The following is a 25,084-nucleotide window of genomic DNA, read 5'->3' on the forward strand; positions in this document are numbered from 1 at the left end:
TTCGTAGTCTTTTCCATCTTTTCATCCATTTTCTTGTTCATCCTCTCATGATTCGTCATATAAACGGGACTAAATAGTATTTTGTCCTCAATCTATAGAAATATGCATTTTCTCCATATTCTGCAAGGTTCTCTTATCTGCCACAATCTGTTGCAAGCCCTGCATATCCGTAGGTTCTAAGTGCGCCGAACGATAGGAGATGCTGTTATCCTTCACCCGCAGAATCGTCTCTTTTAACGCCTTATCCCGCTCTGCAGCAGAATCCACTTCATGAATTCTCGCATGGAAGAGCTCTGCAACTTCCCGCTGTTCCTCTTCTTCTGCAAATAAACTGATAATCTGTGCCGGATTGACAGTACCCGACTTCTTCTGCTCGTAGAGAAGCTCTGCCACCTTACGGAAAATGTCTTCCGTAAAATCTTCCGGTGTAATGATATCTTTGATTTTATCGTACAGATTATCATATTCTATGAGCCAGGTCAAAAGCAATTTCTGGGACTGCTTCATGCCGTCCTCTTTCTTATGCTTCTTCTCATTCAGCCCACTCTTAAGCGGTGTCCGCTCTTTTACAAGTCCTCCCTGGGTGCCCAGCTGGTTTACCAGATTTCGGAGTGCTTCAAAGCTCATATGATATTTATCCGCCACAGCTTCCATATAATTGTTCCGTTCCAGTTCCGTGGTAAAATCAAGCAGTTTCTTTGCCACTTCTGTCTGGAATGCGGTCTTTCCTTCCGGGTCCTTCATATCATATTTCTGCTCTAAAATCCTGATTTCAAACATAAAGCTGTTTTCTGCCGCATCAATCCGCTTCTGGTATTCTTCCGCTCCAAGTGCCTTGATGAATTCATCCGGGTCTTTGTACGGCTTCATGTTGATGACTTTGGCTGTCAGCCCTACTTCTTTTAAAATCGGGATTGCACGAAGTGCCGCCTTAATTCCGGCACCGTCGCTGTCAAAGGTAAGATAAACCTCCTTCGTATATCGTTTCAGCAGACTGGCATGTCCACTGGTAAACGCGGTTCCTAAGGATGCCACTGCATTGTCAAAGCCTGCCTGATGCAGCGCAATTACATCCATATAGCCTTCACATAAGAGCATCTGCGGTTTCTTGGTCTGTCTTGCAAAATTCAATGCATACAGATTCCGGCTCTTATCAAAGATTTTGGTCTCCGGCGAATTCAGATACTTCGGTTCGCCATCCCCCATGACTCGTCCACCAAATCCGATTACTTTATTATGCACATCCATAATCGGAAACATGGCACGATTCCAGAATTTATCATGTCCGCCCCGGACTTCGTCAATGGACACAAGACCGGATTCCTTTAAGATTGCATCATCATATCCAAGCTTTCTTAAATAGCGGTACAAATCATCACTGTATTTATCCGAATAGCCAAGCCCAAACTTCTGCATGGTGGCATCCGATAATTCTCTCTTTTTAAAATATTCATACGCCTGTTTTCCGTGTCCACTCCGCAGCAGCATATAATAATATTTGCCGGCTGCCTTGTTAATCTCTAACAGAATCTGGCGTTTGTCTGCTTCTTTCTTTGCCTGGGCACTCATTTCCTGCTTCGGCAGTTCGATTCCGGCACGCTCTGCCAATGCCTCCATCGCTTCCGGGAATGAAAAGTTCTCATACTGCATCAGAAAGGTAAATACATTTCCGCCTGCTCCGCATCCAAAGCAGTAATACATCTGCTTATTCGGTGATACGGAAAAAGAACCGGTCTTTTCATTATGGAAGGGGCACAGTCCAAAATACGTGCTGCCTTTTTTTGTCAACCGTACATATCCGGAAATCACATCTACAATATCATTTCTGGAACGTACTTCTTCTATTAATTCATCTGAATAATATGCCATTCCTTAATTCACCTGCCAAGCCTTCGGTACAAAATATTCTGAGAATTTGGCAATTGCATACTGGTCGGTCATTCCTGCGATATAATCACATACTACCCGTTCTTCCTCCTCGCCTTCCGCAATCATATCGGTATACTGCGCCGGCATTGTCATCGGATGTTCCATATAATATGTAAACAGTTTGCTGAGTAATCCTTCTGCCTTTGTCTCTTCTCCTTTGGCAATGGGATTGGTATATACGCTTACAAACATGAACTTCCGTAAATCCTGCATTGCCTGGAAAATTTCATCGGACATAATGATATCCGGCTTATCCATGCTGTTGGTTATAATATCATGAATCAGTGTATCCAGCCGGTCTGCCGAATTCTTTCCCAATACCTTCCGTATCTCAATTGGAATATCTTCTTCCACCATTATCTTTCCACGCACCGCATCATCGATATCATGATGAATATAGGCGATTTTATCGGAGAAACGGACGATTTTGCCTTCCAGTGTATGCGGCATCGTACTGGTCTGATGATTTAAAATGCCATCCCGCACTTCCCAGGTCAGGTTCAGTCCCTGTCCGCCTTTTTCCAATTTCTCTACGATACGTACGCTCTGTTTATTATGTTTAAAACCACCGGAGCAAAGTTCATTTAACACCCGCTCTCCGGCATGACCAAATGGCGTATGTCCCAAATCATGCCCTAATGCAATGGCTTCCACCAGATCTTCATTCAGCCGCAGTGCCTTTGCAATGGTTCTGGCATTCTGTGATACCTCTAAGGTATGCGACATACGGGTACGATAATGGTCACCCTTCGGTGTTAAGAACACCTGCGTCTTATTCTTCAGACGGCGGAATGCCTTACAGTGGAGAATACGGTCTCTGTCTCTCTGGTATACGGGACGTATATCACAAGGTGCCTCCGGATAATCCCGTCCTTTGGAATTCTCGCTTAATGCTGCATAAGGGCTTAACATCTCATGCTCCATGCGCTCCATCCGTTCCCGAATTGTCATATCCTTATCTTCTCCCTTCCTGTCACATCACCATTTCATGATGTAAATGCACTGCCATCATCTTTACCATTATGAGGACGTCATTCGACCTCTGCTATTATAATTCTGTGTCCACCTTCAAATTTCCTTTATTTTTTACAAAATTTCATAATATTTTTTCTAATACTTTCCAATGCGCTTCGAAATCGCCCTTGCTACCTTATAAACCGGATTCTCCATCTTCTTTGCCACCTGTTTTAATTCCTGTCGGATGGCAATGGACTGCGGGCAGTGTTTCTCACATTTTCCGCACTGACGGCATTTTGAAGCATTGGTCGGATTTGTCTTTAAAGTGGTACACATAATATATGCCTTCATACCGGAATAAAAGCTGTCGGTATAGCGTGTATTATATGCTGCAAAACAGGTCGGAATATCTACTCCATGAGGGCATGGCATACAGTAGCCGCAGCCGGTACATGGCACTTTCATATGCTGATTAATTGACTTCTTCACTTTTTCAAAAATTTCCAGTTCTTCTTCTGTCAGTGCATTTGCTGTGGCATCTGATGCTATCCGCACATTTTCTTCTACCTGTGCAATATCATTCATTCCGGAAAGTACCACAGTTACTTCCGGATGATTCCATATCCAGCGGAGTCCCCATTCTGCCGGGGAACGATGTGGTTCTGCGGATGCAAATATGGCTCTGGCATCCTTTGGCAGTGCGTTGACCAGTCTGCCTCCCCGCAGCGGTTCCATGATAATCACCGGAATTCCCTTTGCTGCTGCATATTTTAAGCCTTCTGTTCCTGCCTGGGTATGCTCATCCATATAGTTATACTGTATCTGGCAGAAATCCCAGTCATAAGCATCTATAATCTTCTTAAACTGATTTGCTCCTCCATGGAAAGAAAAACCGATATTTCCAATCTGTCCTGATTGTTTCTTCTCTGCAATCCAGTCCTGTATACCAAGTTCTGTAAGACGCTCCCATGCTGCAATATCATTTAACATATGCATCAGATAATATTCCACATGATCCGTCTGAAGGCGTTCTAACTGCTCCTTAAAATACCGTTCCATATCCCCTTCTGCTTTTATGTAATAATGCGGCAGTTTGGTCGCAATCTTCACTTTATCCCGATAGCCTTTTGCCAAAAATTTTCCCAGACAGGCTTCACTTCCACCGTAAGTATATGCGGTATCAAAATAATTGACCCCGGCTTCCACTGCCGCTGCCATCTCCCGCTCTGCCTTTTCCTGGTCGATTGCGGTTCCCTTCTTAGAATAACGCAGGCAGCCATAGCCTAAGATGGACAGCTGGTCTTTGTTTCCCGGATTTTCTCTATATTGCATGTTTATTCTCCCTTGCACTTGTTGTTATGGCTGCTGCGAAATGCTTAATGATAAATATACGCATTCATCCTAAGACGCAAATATTTGCTTTATACTACAGAATGTTGTAATTCTAATGACACGTGTGTGTCTTTGTTTATGAGCGTCTGTCTTCCCAATGTTTGACAAGATACTGCCTTCTGTTCGCCTGTAGGCGAATACATTTGTGCAGACTGTTAGGGGCTCTTAGAATTTTGGCAAAACCCGGCAACGCTGGTACAAGGATGTACCAGCGAGGTGCAGAGGAACATGGATGTGACTTTGCACCGTTTGCCATATATAAAATAGCTTTTTCAAAATTCTTAGAGCCCCTTGCAGCTGGAGCAGTATTCGCTACAGGCGTACAAAAGGCGTATCCAGTCAAAGCAGCGGTAAGACATCCTCACATCAGACACACACGCATCCTAAGAATTACAATACATTCTGTATCAATCATCAAATATTCGTGTCTTAGGATTGATTGCCATCTTTTTTATCATTTCTCCAGTTCGCAGTCACCGATTCTGCATAAGTTGCCGGGTGATGATATTTTCATACCACCACCCGGCACATATACTGTCATTATAAAGCTATCGGGAAAGTTTTGCAAGAATCACTCCCGCTCCTTTATCTTTTTAAATCCATCGGTCATGTCATAGGATGTAATGTTATCATTAATCCAGAGGTAAAATACATTGCCACTATACATTCCACGGACATTCTCGTAATTGGCTCCGTTAATACCCGGAATTTCTGCCTGTTTCTTAAAGGCTCCGTTTTCATAGGAATATATCTGATAGGTCTGTTTTATTCCGCTGCCGCTATAATCCTCACAAACCAGACCGATTAAATTCTTATCCTTTGAAATGATGACACTCTTATAATCATATAATGCTTCGCTATAATCTACATCCTTTAATACCAGCTTTGCCTCTTCGGTTACTTCTCCCGGATTTTCTATATTAAACATGGAAATCTTAATGTTTTCTATATTTCCGGTCTTCTCATCAGATTCGTAGCCGATTCCCAGTAAGTGTGTATCATCCCAGAAATGCAGATATTCGGAGAAGCCGGTCACCTTGAGTTCGCCGATAATTTCCGGTTTTGCCGAGTCTGATAAATCCACGGTAAACAGCGGGTCAGTATTCCGGTAGGTTACAAAGTAACCAGTGTTTCCCATAAAACGGGCAGCATAGATTTCTTCTCCCGGTGCAATGCCCGTCAACTGTCCGGTTAATTTCAAGTTCTCATCCAGAATATAAAGTGCATTCACCTCATCCTCTGTACTATAATCGGTGGTCAATACCCTGAGATATCCATCACTGGCATTGATTGCAAAGGTATCTCTGACATAACCCCTTACTGCCGTTGCCGCCACACCACTGATTCTGCCCTCATCCAGTGCAAATTTTGCAATATTGGTAATCATTGCCCCATCATAATCTTCCTCATATAAATACAGGGCATCTTTGCTGATATAAGTCTGGGCACATCCAGAGATTACAAGCTTACTGTCCAGCACTTTATCCGGCTTATTTACATCCAGTGAAGAAACCAGTATACCACTTTCTCCTGATGACTCCGGCAGATAAATTTCACCGGCGGCAACCTTTTCTCCATTTACCTTCGGAATCACTGAGGTATATTCCTTTTCTACATATCCCACCACATCGGATGTCATATGATACTGTGTAAAAAGATAGACTACATCTCCGATTTTCCGGGAAGTATTATAATAACCATCCTGGATTAATCTTCCTTCAAATTCCGGATTCCTGCGGTCTACGATACTGTATACCTGAATCTGTGTGGTGCTTTTTCCATTCATTTTATAGCAGAATGCACTGTCTTCAGAAGCATCTGATACAGCAATTTCTTCATCTGAGCTTTCTTTATCTGAGTTTTCCTTATCAGAGCCAGCTTTGCTGCTTTCGCCCAAGGATGTCTCATAGCCCTGCACAACCAGAATCAGCTGGTCTCCATCCACATAAATTTCCATCACCCGGTCTGCTGCGCCACAGTCTTTCGGGAGAAATCGTGTTACTTCTTCTAATTTTCCATCCCGGATATCCGTTATAACAATGTATTTATCCTCTACCGTATAAATGTAACTGCCATCAATTTTAGCAATATCACTCTCGTCTACACCTTCCATCTGCAGATTTGTCGTAGAATAATCTTTTCCGCCTTCCTTGCTGCTCTCCAGCAAATCGGCATCGGCACTTCCGTACTTAGCTTCATCACTGTAGTAATATTCGTCACTGCCGGAATTCATTGCTCCCGATGCAGCTTCGCTTGTCTCCGCACTTGTTTCCAGATCTTCTATCCAATTCTGCTGATACCCCTTAAGAAGGGTCTGATATACCTCCTTATAATCCGATGCAGGATGATACATTGTTCCAAGAGCTGCCACATCCACATACCCTGTTTCATCTGCTTCTCCCACAGTCTGCTGCGTATCTGTCATTGCTACGGAATCCGTCTGCCCTGTACCGGAATTCTTATCGAAACGGGTCACTGTTATATAAATTCCGCTGCATACTACCAGTGCCAGCACTGCCACCATACTTCCAAGTCTGCGCCATGGAATTATTTTCTTCGATTTTTTCGGTTCCAAGTGCTGATTTTCCTGCTGCTGTTTTGCTTTCTGTTCCTGTAATTGTTTTTCTATCTGTTCCGGTTTCAGAGTCTCTGGTATCTCTATCTCTTCCGCCGCTTTTCTTAACTGGGTTAAAATCTCCTGTTCATTCATACCGGCACCTCCATCTCATCTGAATTTTCTGTTGTTTTTCAGACTTTTTGCATATCTTCCGTTTCTCACTTCCAATATTTCTCCACCATTTTCTTTATTCCCCGGCTCTCTTTTGAGCGGACGGTATTTTCGTTAAGGGCTAACAGTTTTCCGATTTCCTTGCTGCTATACCCACAGAATAAATGCATGGCGATAATCATTCGTTCCTCGGAAGGCAGCTCAAAGAACAGGCTCCGGACTGCTGCATGCTCATCCATTCCGGATTTTCCCAGATGCTCTAAAAGCTCCGGTGTCAGCTCTTCCGGACGGGTCGCATACTCTTTTAATTTACGTTTGCACTTATTACTTAAAATACGGAATATCCACGCCCGGAACGCTTCTGTCTTTCGAAGCTCCCCGATTTGTGCAAATGCATCTGTCACGGTATCGCTGACCACATCCTGTGCATCCTGCGGATGCTTCAGCACATATAACGCAAAGCGATACAAGTCCTGATAAACGCCTTCATATAATTGTGCAAATGCACCGGTATCCCCACTTTGTGCCCTGCGCACCAGCTGCAGTTCCTGCTCCATATGCTCACCCTATACCTTCCTATGTCCTTTCCTTTGACCGGTCTCATATATATAGTGTCGCTGAATTCCATTCTGTTGCATATATTTTTAAATTTTTAAAAATAGCAGTACTCTTCACCGAATACAGATGCTGTCTAAGTGCTGTAAAGGGCACTAAGAATTTCGAAAAATCATTTTTATATCCGGCAACCGGTGCAAAGTCACATCCATGTTCCTATGCACCTTGCCGGCACATCCTTGTGCCGGCATTGCCTAATATCTAACGAAATTCCAAGTGCCCTTAACAGCCCTTAAAATGCATCTGCACTTCGGCGAACACTCCTGCTATTCTTCAAAATTCAAAAAAACATATTTATAACTGGCTGATTACCAGCACATCATTTTCACGAATCACAGTATTTCCGTTCGGTATCACAACCTTCTCATTCCGCTTTAGAACAAGAACCAGCTTCTCTTCTCCCAGTTTTATTCTGGATAATGGCTTTCCAATCCACTTGCTGTCTTTTTCGATTGGGATTTCTGTCAGACAGATGCCAAGATTTTCTTCCGGAGATAAAGCACTTAAGACAATCTTGTCTCCGGCAAGCACTACCGTGTTGCCATTTGGAATGATACGCTCCTCGCCTCTTAGAATCAGCACCAGTAATAAATCCGGCAGGGAAGCAAGGTCTTTTATCTTGCGGTTCTCCCATGGATGTCCCGCCTTGATGCTGATTTTAACAAACTCCACCGGCATTTCATCGGAGTAGTCACTGAAGGTCTTCATGACGTTGCCATTTTCGTCTATCATGTCAAGCTTCTTCGCCACCAGTCCAAGCAGTGTACCCTGAATACTGATAGAGAACAGGACAATGAAAATAACTATGTGGAACAAATCATTTTTCGTATATGCCGGGCTTACTGTTGCCATAATTGCAAATACTATGGATGCCGCTCCACGAAGCCCCGCCCAGGACACCAGAAGCTGCTGCTTTACCGGGCAGCGGAATGGCATCAAGATAGCAAATACAGAAACCGGCCTTGCCACAAATGTTAAAAATACCGCAATTGCCAGTGCAATCGGCAGTATCTTCGGCAGCTGGGATGGATATGCCAGCAGACCAAGCAGGAAGAAAATCAGCATCTGCATCAATCCGGTGATTCCGTCAAAGAAATGCACCAGTGATTTTTTGTGATGAAGGGGAGTGTTGCCAAGGATAATTCCGGCAATATATGCTGCCAGATAACCATTTCCATTTATCATGGATGCTCCGGCGTAGGATACCAGTGCCATACTGAATACAAATATCGTATCAAATCCATCCGTTGCAAAATTCACTTTTTTTAAAATGAATGCTGCTGCCAGTGCCACAACTACCCCCACTAATATGCCAAAAATAATCTGTGAGAATATCATGACAACCAGCGAAGAACCACTTAATTTTCCGCTCATTATCGTTAATATAATTACGGTCAGCATATAAGAACATGGGTCATTACTACCACTTTCCACCTCCAGCATGGATGCAGTATTGTTCTTAAGATTCAGCCGTCTGGAACGAAGGATTGAAAAGACCGATGCCGCATCCGTAGAACTGATTACAGAGCCAATCAGCATACTTTCCCAGAAATCCATTTTCAATATAAAATGACAGAATGCTCCGGTTGTTACTGCGGTCAATATAACACCCACTGTTGATAATAATACTGCTTTACCAGCCACCGGCTTTGCCTGTTTCCAGTTGGTTCCAAATCCACCGTAAAACATGATAAAGATTAAGGACACCGTACAAATCTGTTCGGCAATCGTAAAATTATCAAAAGGAATCTTTAAAATTCCATCTGTTCCAAACATCATGCCAAGAAGAATATATGCCAACAGCATTGGAATTCCCAGTTTGTTGGACATTTTATTCAATGACAGGCACAATAAAATCACTGCTGCTACCAGTAAAATATAGCTTGTCATAAATACCTCTCTTTCCTGTTTTTATTTACCCGTTGCTCTTACGTCTTCTTCTATCCCCTTTTCTTTTATTACCTCTACCTATTCCTTCTTTTCTTCTGCCTCCATGATACTTCCTGCCTTTACCAGTCCTCTCTGCAGTGCATCCCTTGCATTCTTCCAAGGCTGCTCCTTATAACGGTAATCATTCTTACAGATGAACCATTCTAAATCATCCCGCACCCTCTCATATCCGTTAATAAAAGTCTCATTTAAAGTCATCAGAAATTCATTCAGGTATTTCTTACCCATATATTCCGGGGCACCGGAAAACAGAACTTTATAATGATTTACACAAAAGCCTTTGGATGCTGCAAACTGTTTGCGGAAGTCCTCTTCTTTTTCATATAAATAGTAAATGGTATTGATATAATTTGTAAAGCTGTGATTAATGTAATCACACACAAAGCACTTTTTCTCTTTTTCTTCCACAAAGGTAATCACCGGATGGACCGTCTGGCTCTTTTTCCTGAAAAGTACAGCTGCCTGAGGCAGTGGTGCTTTCATTGCTTTTTTTAACTCCTTAGCTGTCTTATCCATATGGGTCTTTAACATCATGGCAAGTCCTAATTTATTCGGATATTCATATAACATTTCCAAATGCTTCTGACAGAAGCCCTGTTCATCGCTCTGCTCCCGGATATCTCCCTCCATATAACTTGCACCCGGTCCAATGGTATAATTGATAGCATTTTCTTCTAATTTCTGATACATTCTGCAGACCGGACATTCGCTTTCCTCTGCAAATGCATCCTGTATTGGTATCGTATAAATCTCTGTTTTCATTTTAATCTCCTTAAAGATACACAAAAGGGTATTCCATATGCACTCCTTCGGCCTGTGGAATACCCTTCTCTTTGCAATTGTATACCGTTTATTACATCATGTTTTTCTCTACTTCTTCTTTCATGGAAGAAACATTAAACTTACGGATATTTTCATCCAGTTCTGCTACTACAGAAGTAATTCTGGCAGTTGCATTCTTACATTCTTCTACCAAAGCTTCAAACTCATTCATTGCCTCAGATGTATCTCTGGCACTTGTTGTATTTGTCTCTGCTGCTGCAGCAAGCGAATCCATTTTCTCTTCAATGGCACTCTTATGTTCATTCAAGCCACCGACTTCTGAATTGATTCCCTGAATAGAAGTGCTGACACTTTCAATTTCATGATTCAAGGCAGTAAAGATTGTCTCTGTCTCGCGAATCTTTGCATTCTGCTGTTCAAATGCTTCTGATACTTTTCCGGTAATGTCTACACTGACATTAGAATTATCAATCAGTTCATTAACAATTTTATTAATCTGCTCTGAAGACTCTCTGGACTGGTCTGCCAAGGTACGGATTTCTTCTGCAACTACGGCAAATCCTTTTCCCTGTTCTCCTGCCCGTGCAGCTTCAATACTTGCATTTAAAGCAAGCAGATTTGTCTGGCTTGCAATTCCTGCAATAATCTCTGTTGCAGTACGAATCTGTAAGGCAGACTGATTGGTTCTGTCTGTCTGGCTCTGCACTTCATCAATAGACTGCCTGTTCTGTCTGCTGATTTCCACCAGCTGCTGCATAATCACCTCTGCTGATTCATTGCAGTCTTTCATTTTTAATGCACTGTCCGAAAGAAGTGTAATATTGCTGGCAATCACTTCAATGGCATTACCGATTTCTGCTACTTTCTGCTGTACATGCTGTGTTTTCTCTGCCTGTGAAACGGTATTATCTGTAATGGAAGCAACTTCACCGCTCACCTGATCCAACGCTTCATTCATAGTGTCAAAGGACTGGCTGAATGTCGTAGACAGTTCGCTTAATTCCCTGCTGGCTCTACGGATTCCGGTTACAATCTGTGCAAAGCTTCTTACCAAATCATTGGCAGAGCCTAACAATTTGCTGATTTCATCATTTTTTTCATTATGTTTTGGTTCTTCTAACTGAAGGCTTCCATCCGCAATCTTATCCATACTTCCAATTACAGCTTTCAGTTTTCCGGCAATTGCTACTGCAAGCCACAGGGAACCTGCCACAAATACCGCTAAAACCACAATTAAAATAATCGTTCCCACACCTGCATTTAATGCTGTATTCTGTACCAGATGCATTATGATAATTCCGGCAAGTCCAACCAGAAGAATCGGGAGTGAAATTACTGCAATTAATCCAAGTGCCAGTTTCTTTCCTATATTACTTTTTTCTGAAGATTTACGTTTTTCTGCCATTACTACACTTCCTCCTTATAGCTCTTATCTCTTATTCTTATGTATTATCTTTTTATCCGGTTATCTTTAAATAAGCTGCGGAAAATGCCGGCATATCGAGACCACCCTGAAATACCGCTTTTTCTCCGGTCAGCAGGTCAACTGCTTCTGCTGCTCCTGCATCAAAGGATGCATGGAAGGGATTCTCTTCCAGATTGATTGCTACAAGAATCCGCTCACCTTCAAAGCTTCTCTCAAATACAATCTGCCGGTTTGTTAAGAATACCTTTCGGTAGCTGCCATAGCAAAGTGCTTTTTCCGATTTATGAACCTTCGCCAGTCTGGAAATATAATCGGTAAGTTCATTCCATTCCGGTGCTTCAAAGGAAGGGCGGAGTGCTTCATCCCCGCCATTTTCCTTCTTTCCCTCTGCTGCCCATTCACCGCCATAATAGACACATGGAATGCCAGGAATTGCAAACAGCATTGCATATACCAGTGGAAGATGTTCTTTTTCCTTTAAAGTGCTTGCCAGACGGTTCACATCATGGTTATCCAGAAAATTTAATAAATGTTTGCCCTGATACATTCCACAGAAATGCTGCTCCAGGGTATAATTGATTTCAAAGAGGTTGCGGTCATTAAAGCTGGACCACATTCCCTTATATGCCTGATAATTTGTTACACTATGCAACATATTCTGTTCATCCAGAAGACGGTTATAATCACCATGAATCATCTCGCCCAGGAGATAAAAATCATCCTTTTTCGAATCTACGAACTGACGTAATCTTCTTACAAAATCCATATCCAGACTGTATGCAACATCCAGACGCAGTCCGTCAATATCAAATTCTTTTATCCATCCTTCTACTGCTGAAAAGATATGCCGGATTACTTCTTCATTCCGCAAATTCAGTTTTACCAGCTCATTATGTCCTTCCCAGCCTTCATAGGAAAGTCCGTCGTTATAATTATTATTCCAGCCAAAATTCACATTTGTGAACCAGTCCTTATATGGAGAATTCTCTCTGTTTTTCAGTAAATCCTGAAATGCAAAGAAGCCTCTTCCCACATGGTTAAACACTCCGTCCAACACTACTTTGATATTGTTGTCATGTAATTTTCCACATACTTCTTTAAAGTCCTCATTGGTTCCAAGTCTTACATCTAACTTTGTATAATCCCTAGTATCATAACCGTGACGGTCTGATTCAAAAACCGGACAGAAATATATTGCATCCACTCCAAGCTTTACCATATGCGGAATCCAGTCTTCCACTTTCTTTATCCGATGAGCCAGAACACCATCATTTTCTGTTGGTGCTCCGCAAAATCCCAATGTTGAAAGCTGATAAAATACACTGTCATATGACCACATAAAAACTGTTCCTCCTGTCTGTCCATCATGTGCTGTGGTTTTCCCGCTACTCGCGTAAATAAAAGAGGACGGTTCCTTTTGCGGGAACCGTCCTCCTAACTTCTTCCCTCTGCCTTCGCCCATGTTGTTTCAATTACACTTATTATAACATAACTTTATAGCATAAGGGAATTTTTTTCTTGCATTTTTCCTAATTCTTTTTGATTTTTATAACGTTATTTTGTTATTTTTCAACACCGGTAAGCTGATACCCTGCTTTTTCAATCACTTCTGCAAATTCAGTTTCCGGAATCTCTTTGTCCATGGTTACTTCAGCACTCTTTGTCTCAAGGTTGACAGCTGCCTGTACTCCTTCCATGGCATTTAATGCTTCTTCCACATGTTTCTTGCAATGTTCACACATCATTCCTTCAATTTTAAGTGTTTCTTTCATTTTATTATCCTCCTTATCATTTTCATTATTATCTGTCACTTTTTCGGTTGTCTGTTCTATCTGACTTCCTGCTGCTTTTTCCGTCATCTGTTCTGCCACATTTCCTGCCGTCTGTTCTAATCGCTGCGGTTTAAAAAGCTTTAACCGGAGAGCATTGCAAACAACACAGACGCTGCTTAAACTCATGGCGGCTGCACCGAACATCGGATTTAATTTAATATGAAATGCCGGGTATAAAACGCCTGCTGCCAGTGGAATTCCAATGCTGTTATAGAAGAATGCCCAGAACAGGTTCTCCTTGATATTGCGGATAACCGCTTTGCTTAACCGGATGGCTGTTACGGCATCCATCAGATCATTCCGCATCAGTACCGCATCTGCACTTTCGATTGCCACATCTGTTCCTGCTCCAATGGCAATTCCTACATCAGCTCTTGCCAGTGCCGGTGCATCATTGATTCCGTCTCCAATCATGGCAACCTTATGTCCCTGCTGCTGCAGTTTGGCAATATGCCGTTCCTTATCCTCCGGCAATACTTCTGCAATTACTTTTGGAATTCCAAGCTTCTTACGAATAGCTTCGGCGGTACGTTTATGGTCTCCGGTCAGCATTACTACCTCAATGTGCATCTTACGGAATGCTTCAATAGCATAGCGGCTGGTTTTCTTTTCCACATCTGCTGCTGCAATGATACCCAGAAGGCTGTTGTTTTTCGCAAAGATTAATGGAGTCTTTCCTTCTTCTGCCAGCTTGTCCAGAGTATCTCCAAGGTCATCCAATGACACTCCCTTTTCTTTCATAAAGGCTTCGTTTCCCGCATAATAAGATGCATTTTCGTCTTCTGCCTCAATTCCTCTGCCCAGAATTGTCTTAAAATTCTTCATGGCAAGGGGCATAATCTCCTGCTCCTTCGCATACTGCAGAATTGCCTGTGCCAGCGGATGCCCGCTTCCCTGCTCAACGCCTGCTGCAATTGCCACAAATTCTTTTTCGTTTAATTCTGTGGTTCCAACACTCACATCTGTAACTCTTGGCTTACCTTCTGTTATGGTTCCGGTCTTATCCATAACTACGGTATCGATACTGTGCGCCGTTTCCAGTGCTTCGCCGGACTTAATCAGGATTCCGTTTTCTGCACCTTTTCCGGTTCCTACCATAATAGCTACCGGTGTCGCAAGTCCAAGGGCACACGGACAGGAAATAACCAGCACCGCGATTCCAATAGAAAGTGCAAATTCAAAGGTTGCCCCACTGATGAGCCAGATGATTGCAGCAATTAGGGCAATTGTAATAACCACCGGCACAAATACTCCTGCAATCTTATCTGCCATCTTGGCAATCGGTGCTTTACTGGATCCAGCTTCTTCCACCAGATGAATAATCTGGCTGATGGTGGTATCTTCCCCGACCTTGGATGCACGGATTTTCAAGAAGCCATTCTGGTTAATGGTTGCGGAAATTGCAGTATCCCCCACTTCCTTATATACCGGAATGCTCTCCCCGGTAATGGCAGATTCATCGAGACTTGACTGTCCCTCTTCAATTACTCCGTCCACCGGAACCGTCTCGCCGGGACGCACCAATACTAAATCACCTTTTACCAGTTCCTCTGCCGGGACCATAACTTCTTTGCCATCTCTTAAGACATTTGCCTGCTTCGGAGCCAAGTCCATCAGCTTCTCAATAGCTTCACTGGTCTTTCCTTTGGAACGGCTCTCTAAATATTTTCCAACTGTAATCAATGTCAGAATCATTCCTGCAGACTCAAAATAAATATCCATGCTGTACCGGCTTACCAGTGCCACATCCTGATGTCCCAGGCCATAACCAATCCGGAAAATGGCAAATACACCATAGATAACGGAAGCCGATGCCCCAAGTGCAATCAGCGAATCCATATTCGGGCTTCTGTGTACAAAAAGATTCTTAAATCCTACAATAAAATATTTCCGGTTCAGATACATAATCGGAAGCAGCAATAAAAACTGGGAAAAGGAAAATGCCAGTGCATTCTCATCTCCGTGAAATGCAGCCTTGATAAATCCCGGTACCGGAATTCCAAACCATTCATAAAACATATGGTGCATGGAAATATACATCATCGGAATCAGAAAAATAACAGACCAGATCAGACGGATTTTCATCTCATGAATTTCCTGCTCTGCCTTATTTATCTTTTTCCCTTTGCCGGTACGTTTCTCATTTCTGGCATTTGCCAGTGCAGCACCATAACCTGCCTTCTCTACTTCTGATACAATGATATCTTCATTGACCTTATTCTCGTCATAGGACACCTGCATACTGTTGGTCAGCAGATTTACGGATACATTTTCCACTCCGTCAATCTTTGACACACACTTTTCCACACGGGAAGAGCATGCAGAACACGTCATACCTGTGACTTCATAACGTTCCTGTTTCACACTTTTGTCCTCCTCTATTTCATCAGTTTCTGAAGGGTCGCACAAAGCTCATCCACCGCTTCTTCCTTTCCGGCACGGATGTCATCCACCACACAGGATTTGATATGCTCCGCTAATAACACTTTATTAAAGGAGTTCAGTGCAGAATTAATTGCAGACACCTGCGTTAAAATATCCACGCAGTAACGGTCTTCTTCCAACATTTTCTTTACACCCCGCACCTGTCCTTCAATCCGGTTCAAGCGTTTTAATAAATCCTGATATTCTGCTTCCTGTCTGTGCTTCTTCCGTTCGCAGCAGGATGGACACATCTCTTTTTCTTCTGCCATAGTCAGGCTCCCTTCTATCTTCACATTCCAATACACATTTCCCGATAGCCATATACCCCCTACCGGTATGCTTATATTATACCCCCATAGGGTATTTGTCAATCATTTTTCCATTGAATGTTCCAATTCATATTCAAGCCATCTTCTTCCGCTCTATGATATTATCTTGACTTTTCCTATGATTTATGCTATTTTCATAACGCTAAAACTGGTGTGGATTTTTCTAGTCTGACTACTTTTCGCCACACAATTATCCTTGCGATAATTGTGTGGCGTTTTTTACTTTACAGGAAATTGCTTTCCTGTAAAGTAAAAAACGCTCCGCGAGGATGCACACTTCGGCGTATAAGGTAGATGTCGCAAGCGACCGCCGCAGGCGCGAGAATGTGCCAAGGCACATTCTTTGTTCTTTCTCACACTTTGGATTAGTGAGAAAAAGAAAAAAGGAGCAATTATTATGAATGAAGATTTTATGAAAGAAAAACCGATTTTACCACTGCTGACTACCATGGCACTTCCTATGGTTATCTCCATGCTGGTAAATTCTCTTTATAATATTATAGACAGTCTGTTTGTGGCTAAAATCAGTGAAGATGCCATGACTGCCCTTTCCCTGGTCTATCCGGTGCAGAATTTTATCAATGCTGTGGCAATTGGATTTGGTGTCGGAATTAATGCTTTAATTTCTTTTCACCTTGGTGCAAAAGAAGGGGAAAAAGCCAATATTGCTGCAACCCATGGGTTCTTCTTTTCTATTTTGCATGGTGTCATTTTAACGATTGGAAGCATTGCCCTGATTCCTACGTTTTTAAGCCGCTTTACCACCGACAGTAATGTTCTTAAGTCAGGTGTAGAATATGCAAATATTGTATTTGTATTCAGTATCATTATTATGATGAATTTAACCTTTGAAAAAGTCTTTCAGTCTGTCGGCAGAATGAATGTCTCCATGATTGGACTGATGCTAGGATGTATTGCCAATATCATTTTAGACCCGCTTTTAATTTTCGGAATTGGCATCTTCCCGAAAATGGGAATGCGCGGAGCTGCCCTTGCCACCGGTATCGGACAGCTGCTGACTCTTATTTTTTATCTCTTTGCCTATTTTCTGCGCCCAATCAGTGTACGGATTAGCAGAAAATATCTTATCCTGGATAAACATCTTGATTTGAAATTATATGGTATCGGCATTCCAGCCATCTTAAATCTGGCTCTGCCGTCCTTACTGATCTCATTTTTAAACGGACTCCTTGCCGCATATGACCAGTGTTATGTGGTAGTCGTCGGAATCTATTACAAGCTGCAGACCTTCCTCTACCTTCCTGCCAATGGAATTATCCAGGGGATGCGTCCGCTGGTGGGCTTCAATTACGGTGCCGGTGAAATAAAGCGTGTGAAGAAAATCTATCATCTTACCCTCTGTATGAATGGTGTCATTATGCTCCTTGGTATGATTATCTGCTTTACTGCATCACCTTACCTTATCGGAATGTTTACAGACAATGCCACCACAATTTCCGTGGGAAGCAATGCCCTTCGGATTATCTGCTGTGGTTTCCTGATTTCCACCGTATCCATTACTGCCTCCGGTGCTTTGGAAGGGCTTTCAAAGGGCGGACAGTCCTTAATTATTTCACTGCTCCGTTATATCCTTTTTATCATTCCGCTTGCTTTTGTTCTCTGCAAAGCCTTTGATCCACAGTGCGTATTCCATGCCTTCTGGATTACGGAAATTCTCACTGCCGCAATTGCAGCCCTGCTGATGAAATCAAGCCTCCGGCTTCCGGGCACACAGGCATAAAATACATTAGAGAAAGCTGCCAGCAAAATTTTGCTGACAGCCTTCTCTATGCTATTTCTTATACATATATAATTGTTACGCCGGAAAAATTACATTCTCCAGTAAGTATCACACTGTGCACACCATCCGGTACATTCTGATTTTTCTCTTCCACTGCACCAAATGCTGCATGGACTTTATTTATCATTGCCCAGCTCTTTGGAATATAAAGCTCTACTCCGGAAAAGGATGCATCCAGATAAATCGTTGCCTGTGGCTGCTGCATCATCGCATTATCAAAATACACTTTCATACTGCCAAAGCTGCAGTCCAAGGAAGCAGACTGGAAATCATCCGTATTCACATATTTGATGGATGCGCCAAAGGAGGTATCGAAAGAAATCCGGTTACCATCCTCTTCATCTATAATGGTCTCATAGTCCGTATCTTTTTTCTTTTTCCAACATTTTGTGGTATTCTTCTTAAAAATGATACCGAAGCCGATGGATAAAAGCAGTGCCGCTCCAAGTATCGGCCATGGTGTAATCGCCTGTATGCCAAACTGTTCATCATAAATAATTCCTAGAAATGCCAGTGAAAAAAAGATTCCGGTAAATCGAAGCTTTATCAGGCTGCTTAATAAAATACAACCGAAAAATATTGTTCCGATTACCGTCCAGAAGCCAATGCCTTCCACCAGTCCCAGTTTGCTTACAATCAGGAATACCGCTCCAAAAATCAGAAACAGTCCCCAGAAGATTCTCTCTTTTTTCATTTTCTTATCCTCTTTTCTTCCAGTTTACATTTTAATGGTTTGTAGTAATATCTTGATACATATACCTGTTTATGGCTTCCCATAAATTCCACCACACTTGATGCCGTAAGATTTCTTGTAATGGAGTAAATCCGGTTGGTATTTAAAATTGTGGATTTGGAAACCCTCATAAAATGTCCCGGCAACAGTTCTTCCAGCTCATACAGTTTATATCTGGTCTGATACATCTTATCTGTTGTATGCACCCATACCTCTTTGGTCTCTGTCTCAAAAAACAGGATTTCATCCAAAGACAGATAGTATTCCGTATCTTCCTTATAACAGATTAACTGCTGTTTTCCGGTAAGCACCTGTGACACGGCTTCCTGTATTTTCCTTACATTTTCATCTAAGGATCTGCAGCGAATCAGCACTTCATCCTCTATTAAGTTTTCGTCTAATTCAATCCGTATCTTCATTGTCGTTCCTTCCTATGTCACTCATTATACACAAACACATTTTTCTGTAAATGCCTTTGGAATAAGTGGTAAGAAATACGAACCAAGTGGTAATTATTTCCGTTCTTTTTCTTCTTTCAGACGCTTCTCAATTGCTTCTACCACCGTACGAAGCACTTTAATTCTGGCATAATACTTGCAGTCTGCCTCTACTAAAATCCATGGTGCATAAGTGGTAGAGGTACGAATCAGCATTTCATCCACTGCCTTTTCATAAGCATCCCATTTCTCACGGTTGCGCCAGTCCTCATCGGTAATCTTCCACTGCTTTGCCGGGTTTTCCATACGCTCCTTAAAACGACGCTCCTGCTCATCCTTATCAATGTGCATCCAGAATTTCAAAACAATGGTTCCATGATGCGCCAGCTGCTCTTCCATTTCGTTCATCTCATGGTAAGCACGCTTCCATTCTTCTTCCTGACAGAAGCCTTCGATTCTCTCAACCATAACGCGGCCATACCAGGAACGGTCAAATATTGCCACATGACCATCCTTTGGAAACTGTTTCCAGAAACGCCACAGATAATGATGTGTTTTTTCTGCATCATTGGGTGCTGCCACCGGATTTACCTGATACCCCCTTGGATCCAATGCCTGGGTCAGCCGTTTGATGGCTCCGCCTTTTCCACCGGCATCCCAGCCTTCAAATGCCAGCACCACCGGAATCCGGTATTTATAAAGTTCATTATGAAGCTCGGAAAGTCTTGCCTGAAGACGTGCAAGTTCTTTTTTGTACTCCTCTTTTTCCATCTTCTTTGAAAGGTCAACTCCAGCCAGTACGGAGCTCTCAAGTACCTGCTCCTTTTGTGATGCGGCTCCTGCTTCCTGCAAAGTATCCTTTTCCTGTTTTATTTCCTGCGCCTTTGTTTTCTCCTGCTCCCTCTTCTCCTGTTCGGCTTTCTTATCTGCGATTGCCTGCTCCAACACAGAAACTACGATTTCCGTCATCTTTGCTGCTGCATATTCCCGGTCGGTACACTCTAAAATATGCCACGGTGCATATTCAGAATCCGTCTTTTCCAGCATTTCTTCATTCATGGCAAGATATTCTTCATAATGCTTATTTCTCGCCAAATCGTCCTTTGTTACCCGCCATGCAGTCTTCTTATCTTCCAGAAGCTTATCAAACCGCTTCTTCTGCTCCTTCTTTGACACATCTGCAAACAATTTGATAATTACCATACCATCATCCGTTAATTGTTTTTCAAAGGAACAGATTTCTCCAAATGCATAATCAAGCTGCTCCTTTGTGGTCACACCGTCAAAGCGGTCCACCAACACTCTCCGGTACCAGCTTCTGTCAAAAATTGCAATTCTTCCCTGGGATGGAATCTTCGTCCAGAAACGCCACAGGAACGGATGCATTTTTTCTTCCTTGGTCTCCACTGCGGTAGCATAAACGGAAAATCCCCTCGGGTCTAAAGGCTCAATGATTTTATTAATCAATGTTCCTTTTCCTGCTGCACCAAATCCTTCAAATACAATCATGACCGGAATCTTCTGTTCCTTACAGGCTCTCTGCAGATAGGATAACTTTGGCTGCAAATCGTCCATCCACTCCTTATATTCCTTTTTCCCCATCTTCCGGTTTAAATCTACCTTCTCTAACATCGCATATCCTCCTTCGCTTATAACTCCACAATACGTTGCATTTTTATATATAGAAATAGTATAATATTTTTCTTGAAGAATATCCAGTCTAATGGGTATAATGAAACAAATATGTGATTGCGAAAAGAAATTATTATTTCAAAAGGCTGTATTCGAAGCACAGTGGCTTTGACATGAAATACCGCAGTTCTAAGCTGCATATTTTTCTTTTTGTGATAGAAAGCAGTCTTTCCAATGTTTGACAAGATGCCGGTACTGTCCGCCGGAGTACGGATGCCTTTTAATGGCTGTTAGGGGCACTTGGAATTTCGTCCGGCACCCGGCAACGCTGGCACAGGGACGTGCCAGCGAGGCACATATGAACATGGATGTGAATTTGTGCCGGTTGCCGGACCTGACAAAATATGTCTCGAAATTCTTAGTGCCCCTTGCAGTTATTATGTGGCATCCGCACCTGGCGGACAGTGACGGCATCCGGTCAAAGCAACGGAAAGACAGTTTACCATTAAGAAAAATATGCAGCTAAGAATTGCTGGCATTTCACATCACATAAGCCACCAATTCTTCGAATACAGACCTTTTTCAAATAAAACACCGCTTTTTCGCAATCACCGATATGTATCAATAAAAAGGAGACTCACTATGAAATTTATTTCCTGGAATGTAAATGGCTTACGTGCCTGTGTCAATAAAGGATTTTTAGATTTCTTCCATGAAATCAATGCAGATGCATTCTGTATTCAGGAGACTAAACTGCAGGAAGGACAGATTGACCTTTCCCTTCCGGGCTATTACCAGTACTGGAATTATGCGAAGAAAAAAGGCTATTCCGGCACTGCCATCTTTACCAAAAAGGAACCTCTTTCTGTAAGCTATGGCATTGGCATCCCGGAGCATGATGAAGAAGGACGTGTTATCACATTAGAATATGAAAACTACTATCTCATCACCTGCTACACACCAAACTCCCAGAGCGAACTGGCAAGGCTTTCCTACCGTATGGAATGGGAAGATGCTTTTTTACAGTATTTAAAGGGATTAGAAGAAAAGAAACCGGTTATTTTCTGCGGTGACCTGAATGTTGCCCACAAAGAAATTGATTTGAAGAATCCGAAAACCAACCGTAAAAATGCCGGATTTACAGATGAAGAACGGGAAAAATTCTCTGTTCTTTTAGAGAATGGTTTTATCGACACCTTCCGTTATTTCTACCCGGAACAGGAAGGCATCTACTCCTGGTGGTCCTACCGTTTCCACGCAAGGGAAAAGAATGCCGGATGGCGTATTGATTATTTCCTGGTTTCCCAGCCCTTAAAAGAGAAGTTAAAGGGAGCTGCCATTCATACGGAAGTCCCTGGTTCCGACCATTGTCCGGTGGAACTGGAGATAGACTGCTAAATTTAAAATGGGTAAAAAGCTTTCCTTCCATCAGCTTTTACCCATTCTTTTTTTCTACAGATACTTCTTTTCAAAGTCCTCAGCACGCATTGGCTTGCCATAATAATAGCCCTGAATATACTGCACCTTCATGCTGCGGAGCTTCTCCACCTGTTCAATTTCCTCTACCCCCTCCACACAAATCCGTACTCCGATGGTTTCTGCCAGTTCTGATACCATCTTTACAAATGCCTCTGCGTACTCATCTTTTCCAATGTCAATGATAAAGCAGCGGTCTATCTTGATAATGTCAATCGGCAGCTCACGGATATGGTTCAAGGAAGAATAACCTGTTCCAAAATCGTCCAGTGCAACCTTTACTCCAAGGCTCTTGATATCCGAAAGAATCCTCTTCATACGCTTCATATCGTTAATTGCAAGGCTCTCTGTTACTTCAAGGGTAAGGTTTGCCGGATCCATCTTTGTCTCTTCCAACACTTCCCTGACTTTTTCTTTCATATCATTCTGCAATAGCTGTACCACCGAAAGATTTACATTGACATGATACTCCGGATGTCCCATGTCATTCCAGTATTTACAACGGTGGCAGGCTTCTTTCAATGCAAAGCTTCCGATTGGATTGATAAGTCCTAAATATTCTGCCAGTGGAATAAATTCAGACGGGGAAATCATCCCCATTGCCTCGGAATTCCAGCGGATAAGTGCCTCTGCTCCACTACATGGATCTCCCGGTCTGGAAATATCCACAATCGGCTGATAATACACCTCAAATTCCTGGCAGGAATTTGTAGTGGCATAACGCATATTCTTCTCTAAATCAAGCCGCTTAAAGGATGTTGCTTCTACATTCTCATCATAGAATGCTATACGGTTTTTACCACCCTTTTTGGCTTCGTATAAAGCAATATCTGCTTTTTTGATTAATTCCTGTACATTGTCTCCGTCATCCGGGAAACATACCACCCCCATACTCATGGTACAGTAGTAATCTCCACCTTTTAAGAACCACGGCTTGGAAAAAATATTCCTAATCTCTGTTAAAATCTCATCCAGGCGCTGATATTCTTCCTGATTAACAATGATGATAAACTCATCACCACCCATGCGGTAGCAGGTAGAATCCAGTCCGGTCACTCCCTGCAGGCTTCTTGAAATCGTCTGCAGCAGAATATCCCCATACTGATGTCCCAGACCATCATTAATATGCTTAAAGTCATCCAGGTCAATATAGCAGAGTGCTCCCTTGCCACCCTGTTCCCTGGCTCTCTGGATATAGATTTCCACATCATGCTCACAACGCATTCTGTTATAAAGTCCCGTCAGGAAATCATTATTCGCCTGGCGTTCAATCTTCTGCTGATAAAGCTTTTTATCCGTCACATCATAAACCGTCAGCAGCATAACCCTTCTGCCATCCACCCAGTTAATCTGGGTATGATAAATGTCAAAATACCGGTTATCCTCTTTGGAATAATATTCTACAAAATTACCATTTCCATAACGCTTATTACCGGAACGGAAAATCTCATCCTGCTGCTTTTCAAACCGGCCATCTGCAAATAACCTGTGAAACTGCTGGTTCGTATAAAGAATCTTCTCCGAAAGCATATCCCTTACACAGATTCCACAGCCTACATTTTCAAGGATTGCCTCTAAGGATGCATAAGAACTTGCCAGCGAATTCTTTGTAATCCGCTTAATCAAAATACTCTGCACAATCTGTTTTACTTCATTTAAAAATTTAATATCGGAAACATCCCAGATACGGCGTTTCCGCAGTTCAAAGAAGCATAAATACATGGCAGCTTCCCCGTTAATCTCTACCGGCAGGCTGATTGCCGCCTGAATATTCCATTTTTCAAAAAACTGTGCAAATGCGGGCGGCAGTATGGAATCTGCTGAAATCATATAAGGCTTGCCATTGGTAAAAGGAAATTCTGATGTGGAAATGCCCTGGCATTTTGCAATCAATGCATCCTCTTCCTCCAGACAGCATTCACTTATCATATCCGCAGTCTCGCCATCCCGGTTAATACGGAGCAATGCTGCATTACTGATTTTCAGATAATTGCATACATCTGTCAGAATTTCGTCTGCAATTTTGGAAAAGCCATTTTCACTCTCCAACATTTTCACGATAGAAGTCATGACCTCTGTACGCTGTAATTCTGTCTTAATCTGCTCCTGGCTTTCCCTGTTTTTTGCAAATGCTTCCTGTGCCAGAAGCTCATCCAACTTTGTAGCAAAATACTGTTTGGATATATAGGTTAAAAAATCAAGTGAATTGTAATACTGCTTTGTCGTAGTCTTCTGGATATTCTCCGGAATCTCCTGTTCTGGTGCGGCTATATCAGAAAGCACACCAATGACAATCCAGATTGCTGCAATCTTACCGCCTACACGGATTGCAACACCGTTCATTTTCAAATAATCCTCTTCCAATGGTTCTTCCACTACATCTTCCATCTCAGAGGTAATCAGTCTGTTCAGCAGCACAATATGGCGTGCCATACCGACTTTTTCATGAAGATAATTCAGTTCTTCCTTGGAACCATATGCCTTGGTCACAACCCCCTGCATCTGGCTTAAGCATACACAATATAAATTATTACAGGCACAGAAACGGTCCTGTAATCCCTGAAGCACTCTTCCGTCGAGTAATTCCGCTCCAAACATTAACTCATTACTCCCCTGCATGTCCAACTTCTGCTTCATTTT

18 protein-coding genes are annotated in these 25,084 nt (G+C 42.5%); 3 read left to right on the forward strand and 15 right to left on the reverse strand.

Going from position 1 to position 25,084, the window contains the following annotated elements:
* Positions 1-87 precede the first annotated feature (87 nt).
* The 11 genes from dnaG to DXB43_RS09445 form a co-directional block, all read right to left on the reverse strand.
* Complete coding sequence (gene dnaG, locus DXB43_RS09395; RefSeq protein WP_117841994.1) at positions 88-1,869, reverse strand: DNA primase; 1,782 nt, start codon at positions 1,867-1,869, stop codon at positions 88-90.
* A gap of 3 nt (positions 1,870-1,872) precedes the next feature.
* Positions 1,873-2,880 carry a deoxyguanosinetriphosphate triphosphohydrolase gene (locus DXB43_RS09400; protein WP_117841995.1) on the reverse strand — a complete coding sequence of 336 codons (1,008 nt, stop codon included), beginning with the start codon at positions 2,878-2,880 and terminating at the stop codon, positions 1,873-1,875.
* 159 nt (positions 2,881-3,039) lie between these two features.
* Positions 3,040-4,218: an aldo/keto reductase gene (locus tag DXB43_RS09405; RefSeq protein ID WP_117841996.1), complete on the reverse strand. Its 1,179-nt coding sequence runs from the start codon at positions 4,216-4,218 to the stop codon at positions 3,040-3,042.
* Positions 4,219-4,849: 631 nt separating this feature from the next.
* Positions 4,850-6,988, reverse strand: coding sequence for a beta-propeller domain-containing protein (locus DXB43_RS09410; protein WP_117947425.1), 2,139 nt, complete (start codon positions 6,986-6,988; stop codon positions 4,850-4,852).
* A 65-nt stretch (positions 6,989-7,053) separates the two neighbouring features.
* Positions 7,054-7,563, reverse strand: a complete 510-nt coding sequence (locus tag DXB43_RS09415) for an RNA polymerase sigma factor (protein WP_117947426.1) — start codon at positions 7,561-7,563, stop codon at positions 7,054-7,056.
* Positions 7,564-7,915: 352 nt separating this feature from the next.
* Entirely contained in the window at positions 7,916-9,511 is a 1,596-nt protein-coding gene (locus DXB43_RS09420; protein WP_117947427.1) for a potassium/proton antiporter, read from the reverse strand.
* Positions 9,512-9,589: 78 nt separating this feature from the next.
* Positions 9,590-10,333 carry a DUF6062 family protein gene (locus tag DXB43_RS09425; RefSeq protein WP_117842000.1) on the reverse strand — a complete coding sequence of 248 codons (744 nt, stop codon included), beginning with the start codon at positions 10,331-10,333 and terminating at the stop codon, positions 9,590-9,592.
* Positions 10,334-10,424: 91 nt separating this feature from the next.
* Positions 10,425-11,759 (reverse strand): methyl-accepting chemotaxis protein, encoded by a 1,335-nt coding sequence (locus tag DXB43_RS09430; protein ID WP_117842001.1) that lies wholly within the window; start codon positions 11,757-11,759, stop codon positions 10,425-10,427.
* A gap of 52 nt (positions 11,760-11,811) precedes the next feature.
* A complete protein-coding gene (locus tag DXB43_RS09435) occupies positions 11,812-13,119 on the reverse strand; it encodes an alpha-amylase family glycosyl hydrolase (RefSeq protein ID WP_117947428.1) in 1,308 nt (435 codons plus the stop codon).
* 223 nt (positions 13,120-13,342) lie between these two features.
* Positions 13,343-15,976 carry a heavy metal translocating P-type ATPase gene (locus DXB43_RS09440; RefSeq protein WP_117947429.1) on the reverse strand — a complete coding sequence of 878 codons (2,634 nt, stop codon included), beginning with the start codon at positions 15,974-15,976 and terminating at the stop codon, positions 13,343-13,345.
* Between the two features lie 14 nt (positions 15,977-15,990).
* A complete protein-coding gene (locus DXB43_RS09445; RefSeq protein WP_117842003.1) occupies positions 15,991-16,305 on the reverse strand; it encodes a metal-sensing transcriptional repressor in 315 nt (104 codons plus the stop codon).
* Between the two features lie 457 nt (positions 16,306-16,762).
* Here DXB43_RS09445 and DXB43_RS09450 point away from each other — a divergent pair, with 457 nt between their 5' ends.
* On the forward strand, positions 16,763-18,106 hold the full coding sequence (locus DXB43_RS09450) for an MATE family efflux transporter (protein WP_117947430.1): 1,344 nt from the start codon (positions 16,763-16,765) through the stop codon (positions 18,104-18,106).
* 58 nt (positions 18,107-18,164) lie between these two features.
* On the opposite strand, the gene DXB43_RS09455 is transcribed toward DXB43_RS09450, so the two are convergent.
* From DXB43_RS09455 to DXB43_RS09465, 3 genes are all read right to left on the reverse strand, one after another.
* Positions 18,165-18,860: a LiaF transmembrane domain-containing protein gene (locus DXB43_RS09455; RefSeq protein ID WP_117947431.1), complete on the reverse strand. Its 696-nt coding sequence runs from the start codon at positions 18,858-18,860 to the stop codon at positions 18,165-18,167.
* Positions 18,857-19,318: a LytTR family DNA-binding domain-containing protein gene (locus DXB43_RS09460; RefSeq protein WP_117698057.1), complete on the reverse strand. Its 462-nt coding sequence runs from the start codon at positions 19,316-19,318 to the stop codon at positions 18,857-18,859. The genes DXB43_RS09455 and DXB43_RS09460 overlap by 4 nt, the downstream gene beginning before the upstream one ends.
* A 93-nt stretch (positions 19,319-19,411) precedes the next feature.
* Positions 19,412-20,968 carry a phosphate--AMP phosphotransferase gene (locus DXB43_RS09465; RefSeq protein WP_117947432.1) on the reverse strand — a complete coding sequence of 519 codons (1,557 nt, stop codon included), beginning with the start codon at positions 20,966-20,968 and terminating at the stop codon, positions 19,412-19,414.
* 283 nt (positions 20,969-21,251) lie between these two features.
* On the opposite strand from DXB43_RS09465, the gene DXB43_RS09470 reads away from it, so the two are divergent.
* Positions 21,252-21,494 (forward strand): hypothetical protein, encoded by a 243-nt coding sequence (locus tag DXB43_RS09470; protein WP_117698055.1) that lies wholly within the window; start codon positions 21,252-21,254, stop codon positions 21,492-21,494.
* A gap of 116 nt (positions 21,495-21,610) precedes the next feature.
* Entirely contained in the window at positions 21,611-22,366 is a 756-nt protein-coding gene (locus tag DXB43_RS09475; protein ID WP_117947433.1) for an exodeoxyribonuclease III, read from the forward strand.
* A gap of 54 nt (positions 22,367-22,420) precedes the next feature.
* On the opposite strand, the gene DXB43_RS09480 is transcribed toward DXB43_RS09475, so the two are convergent.
* The gene (locus DXB43_RS09480; RefSeq protein WP_117947434.1) at positions 22,421-25,081 is read right to left on the reverse strand and encodes a sensor domain-containing phosphodiesterase; all 2,661 of its coding nucleotides are present in this window, start codon (positions 25,079-25,081) and stop codon (positions 22,421-22,423) included.
* Between the last annotated feature and the right edge of the window lie 3 nt (positions 25,082-25,084).

This window comes from Roseburia sp. OM04-10BH, assembly GCF_003462605.1.
Lineage (GTDB): Bacteria > Bacillota > Clostridia > Lachnospirales > Lachnospiraceae > Roseburia_C > Roseburia_C amylophila.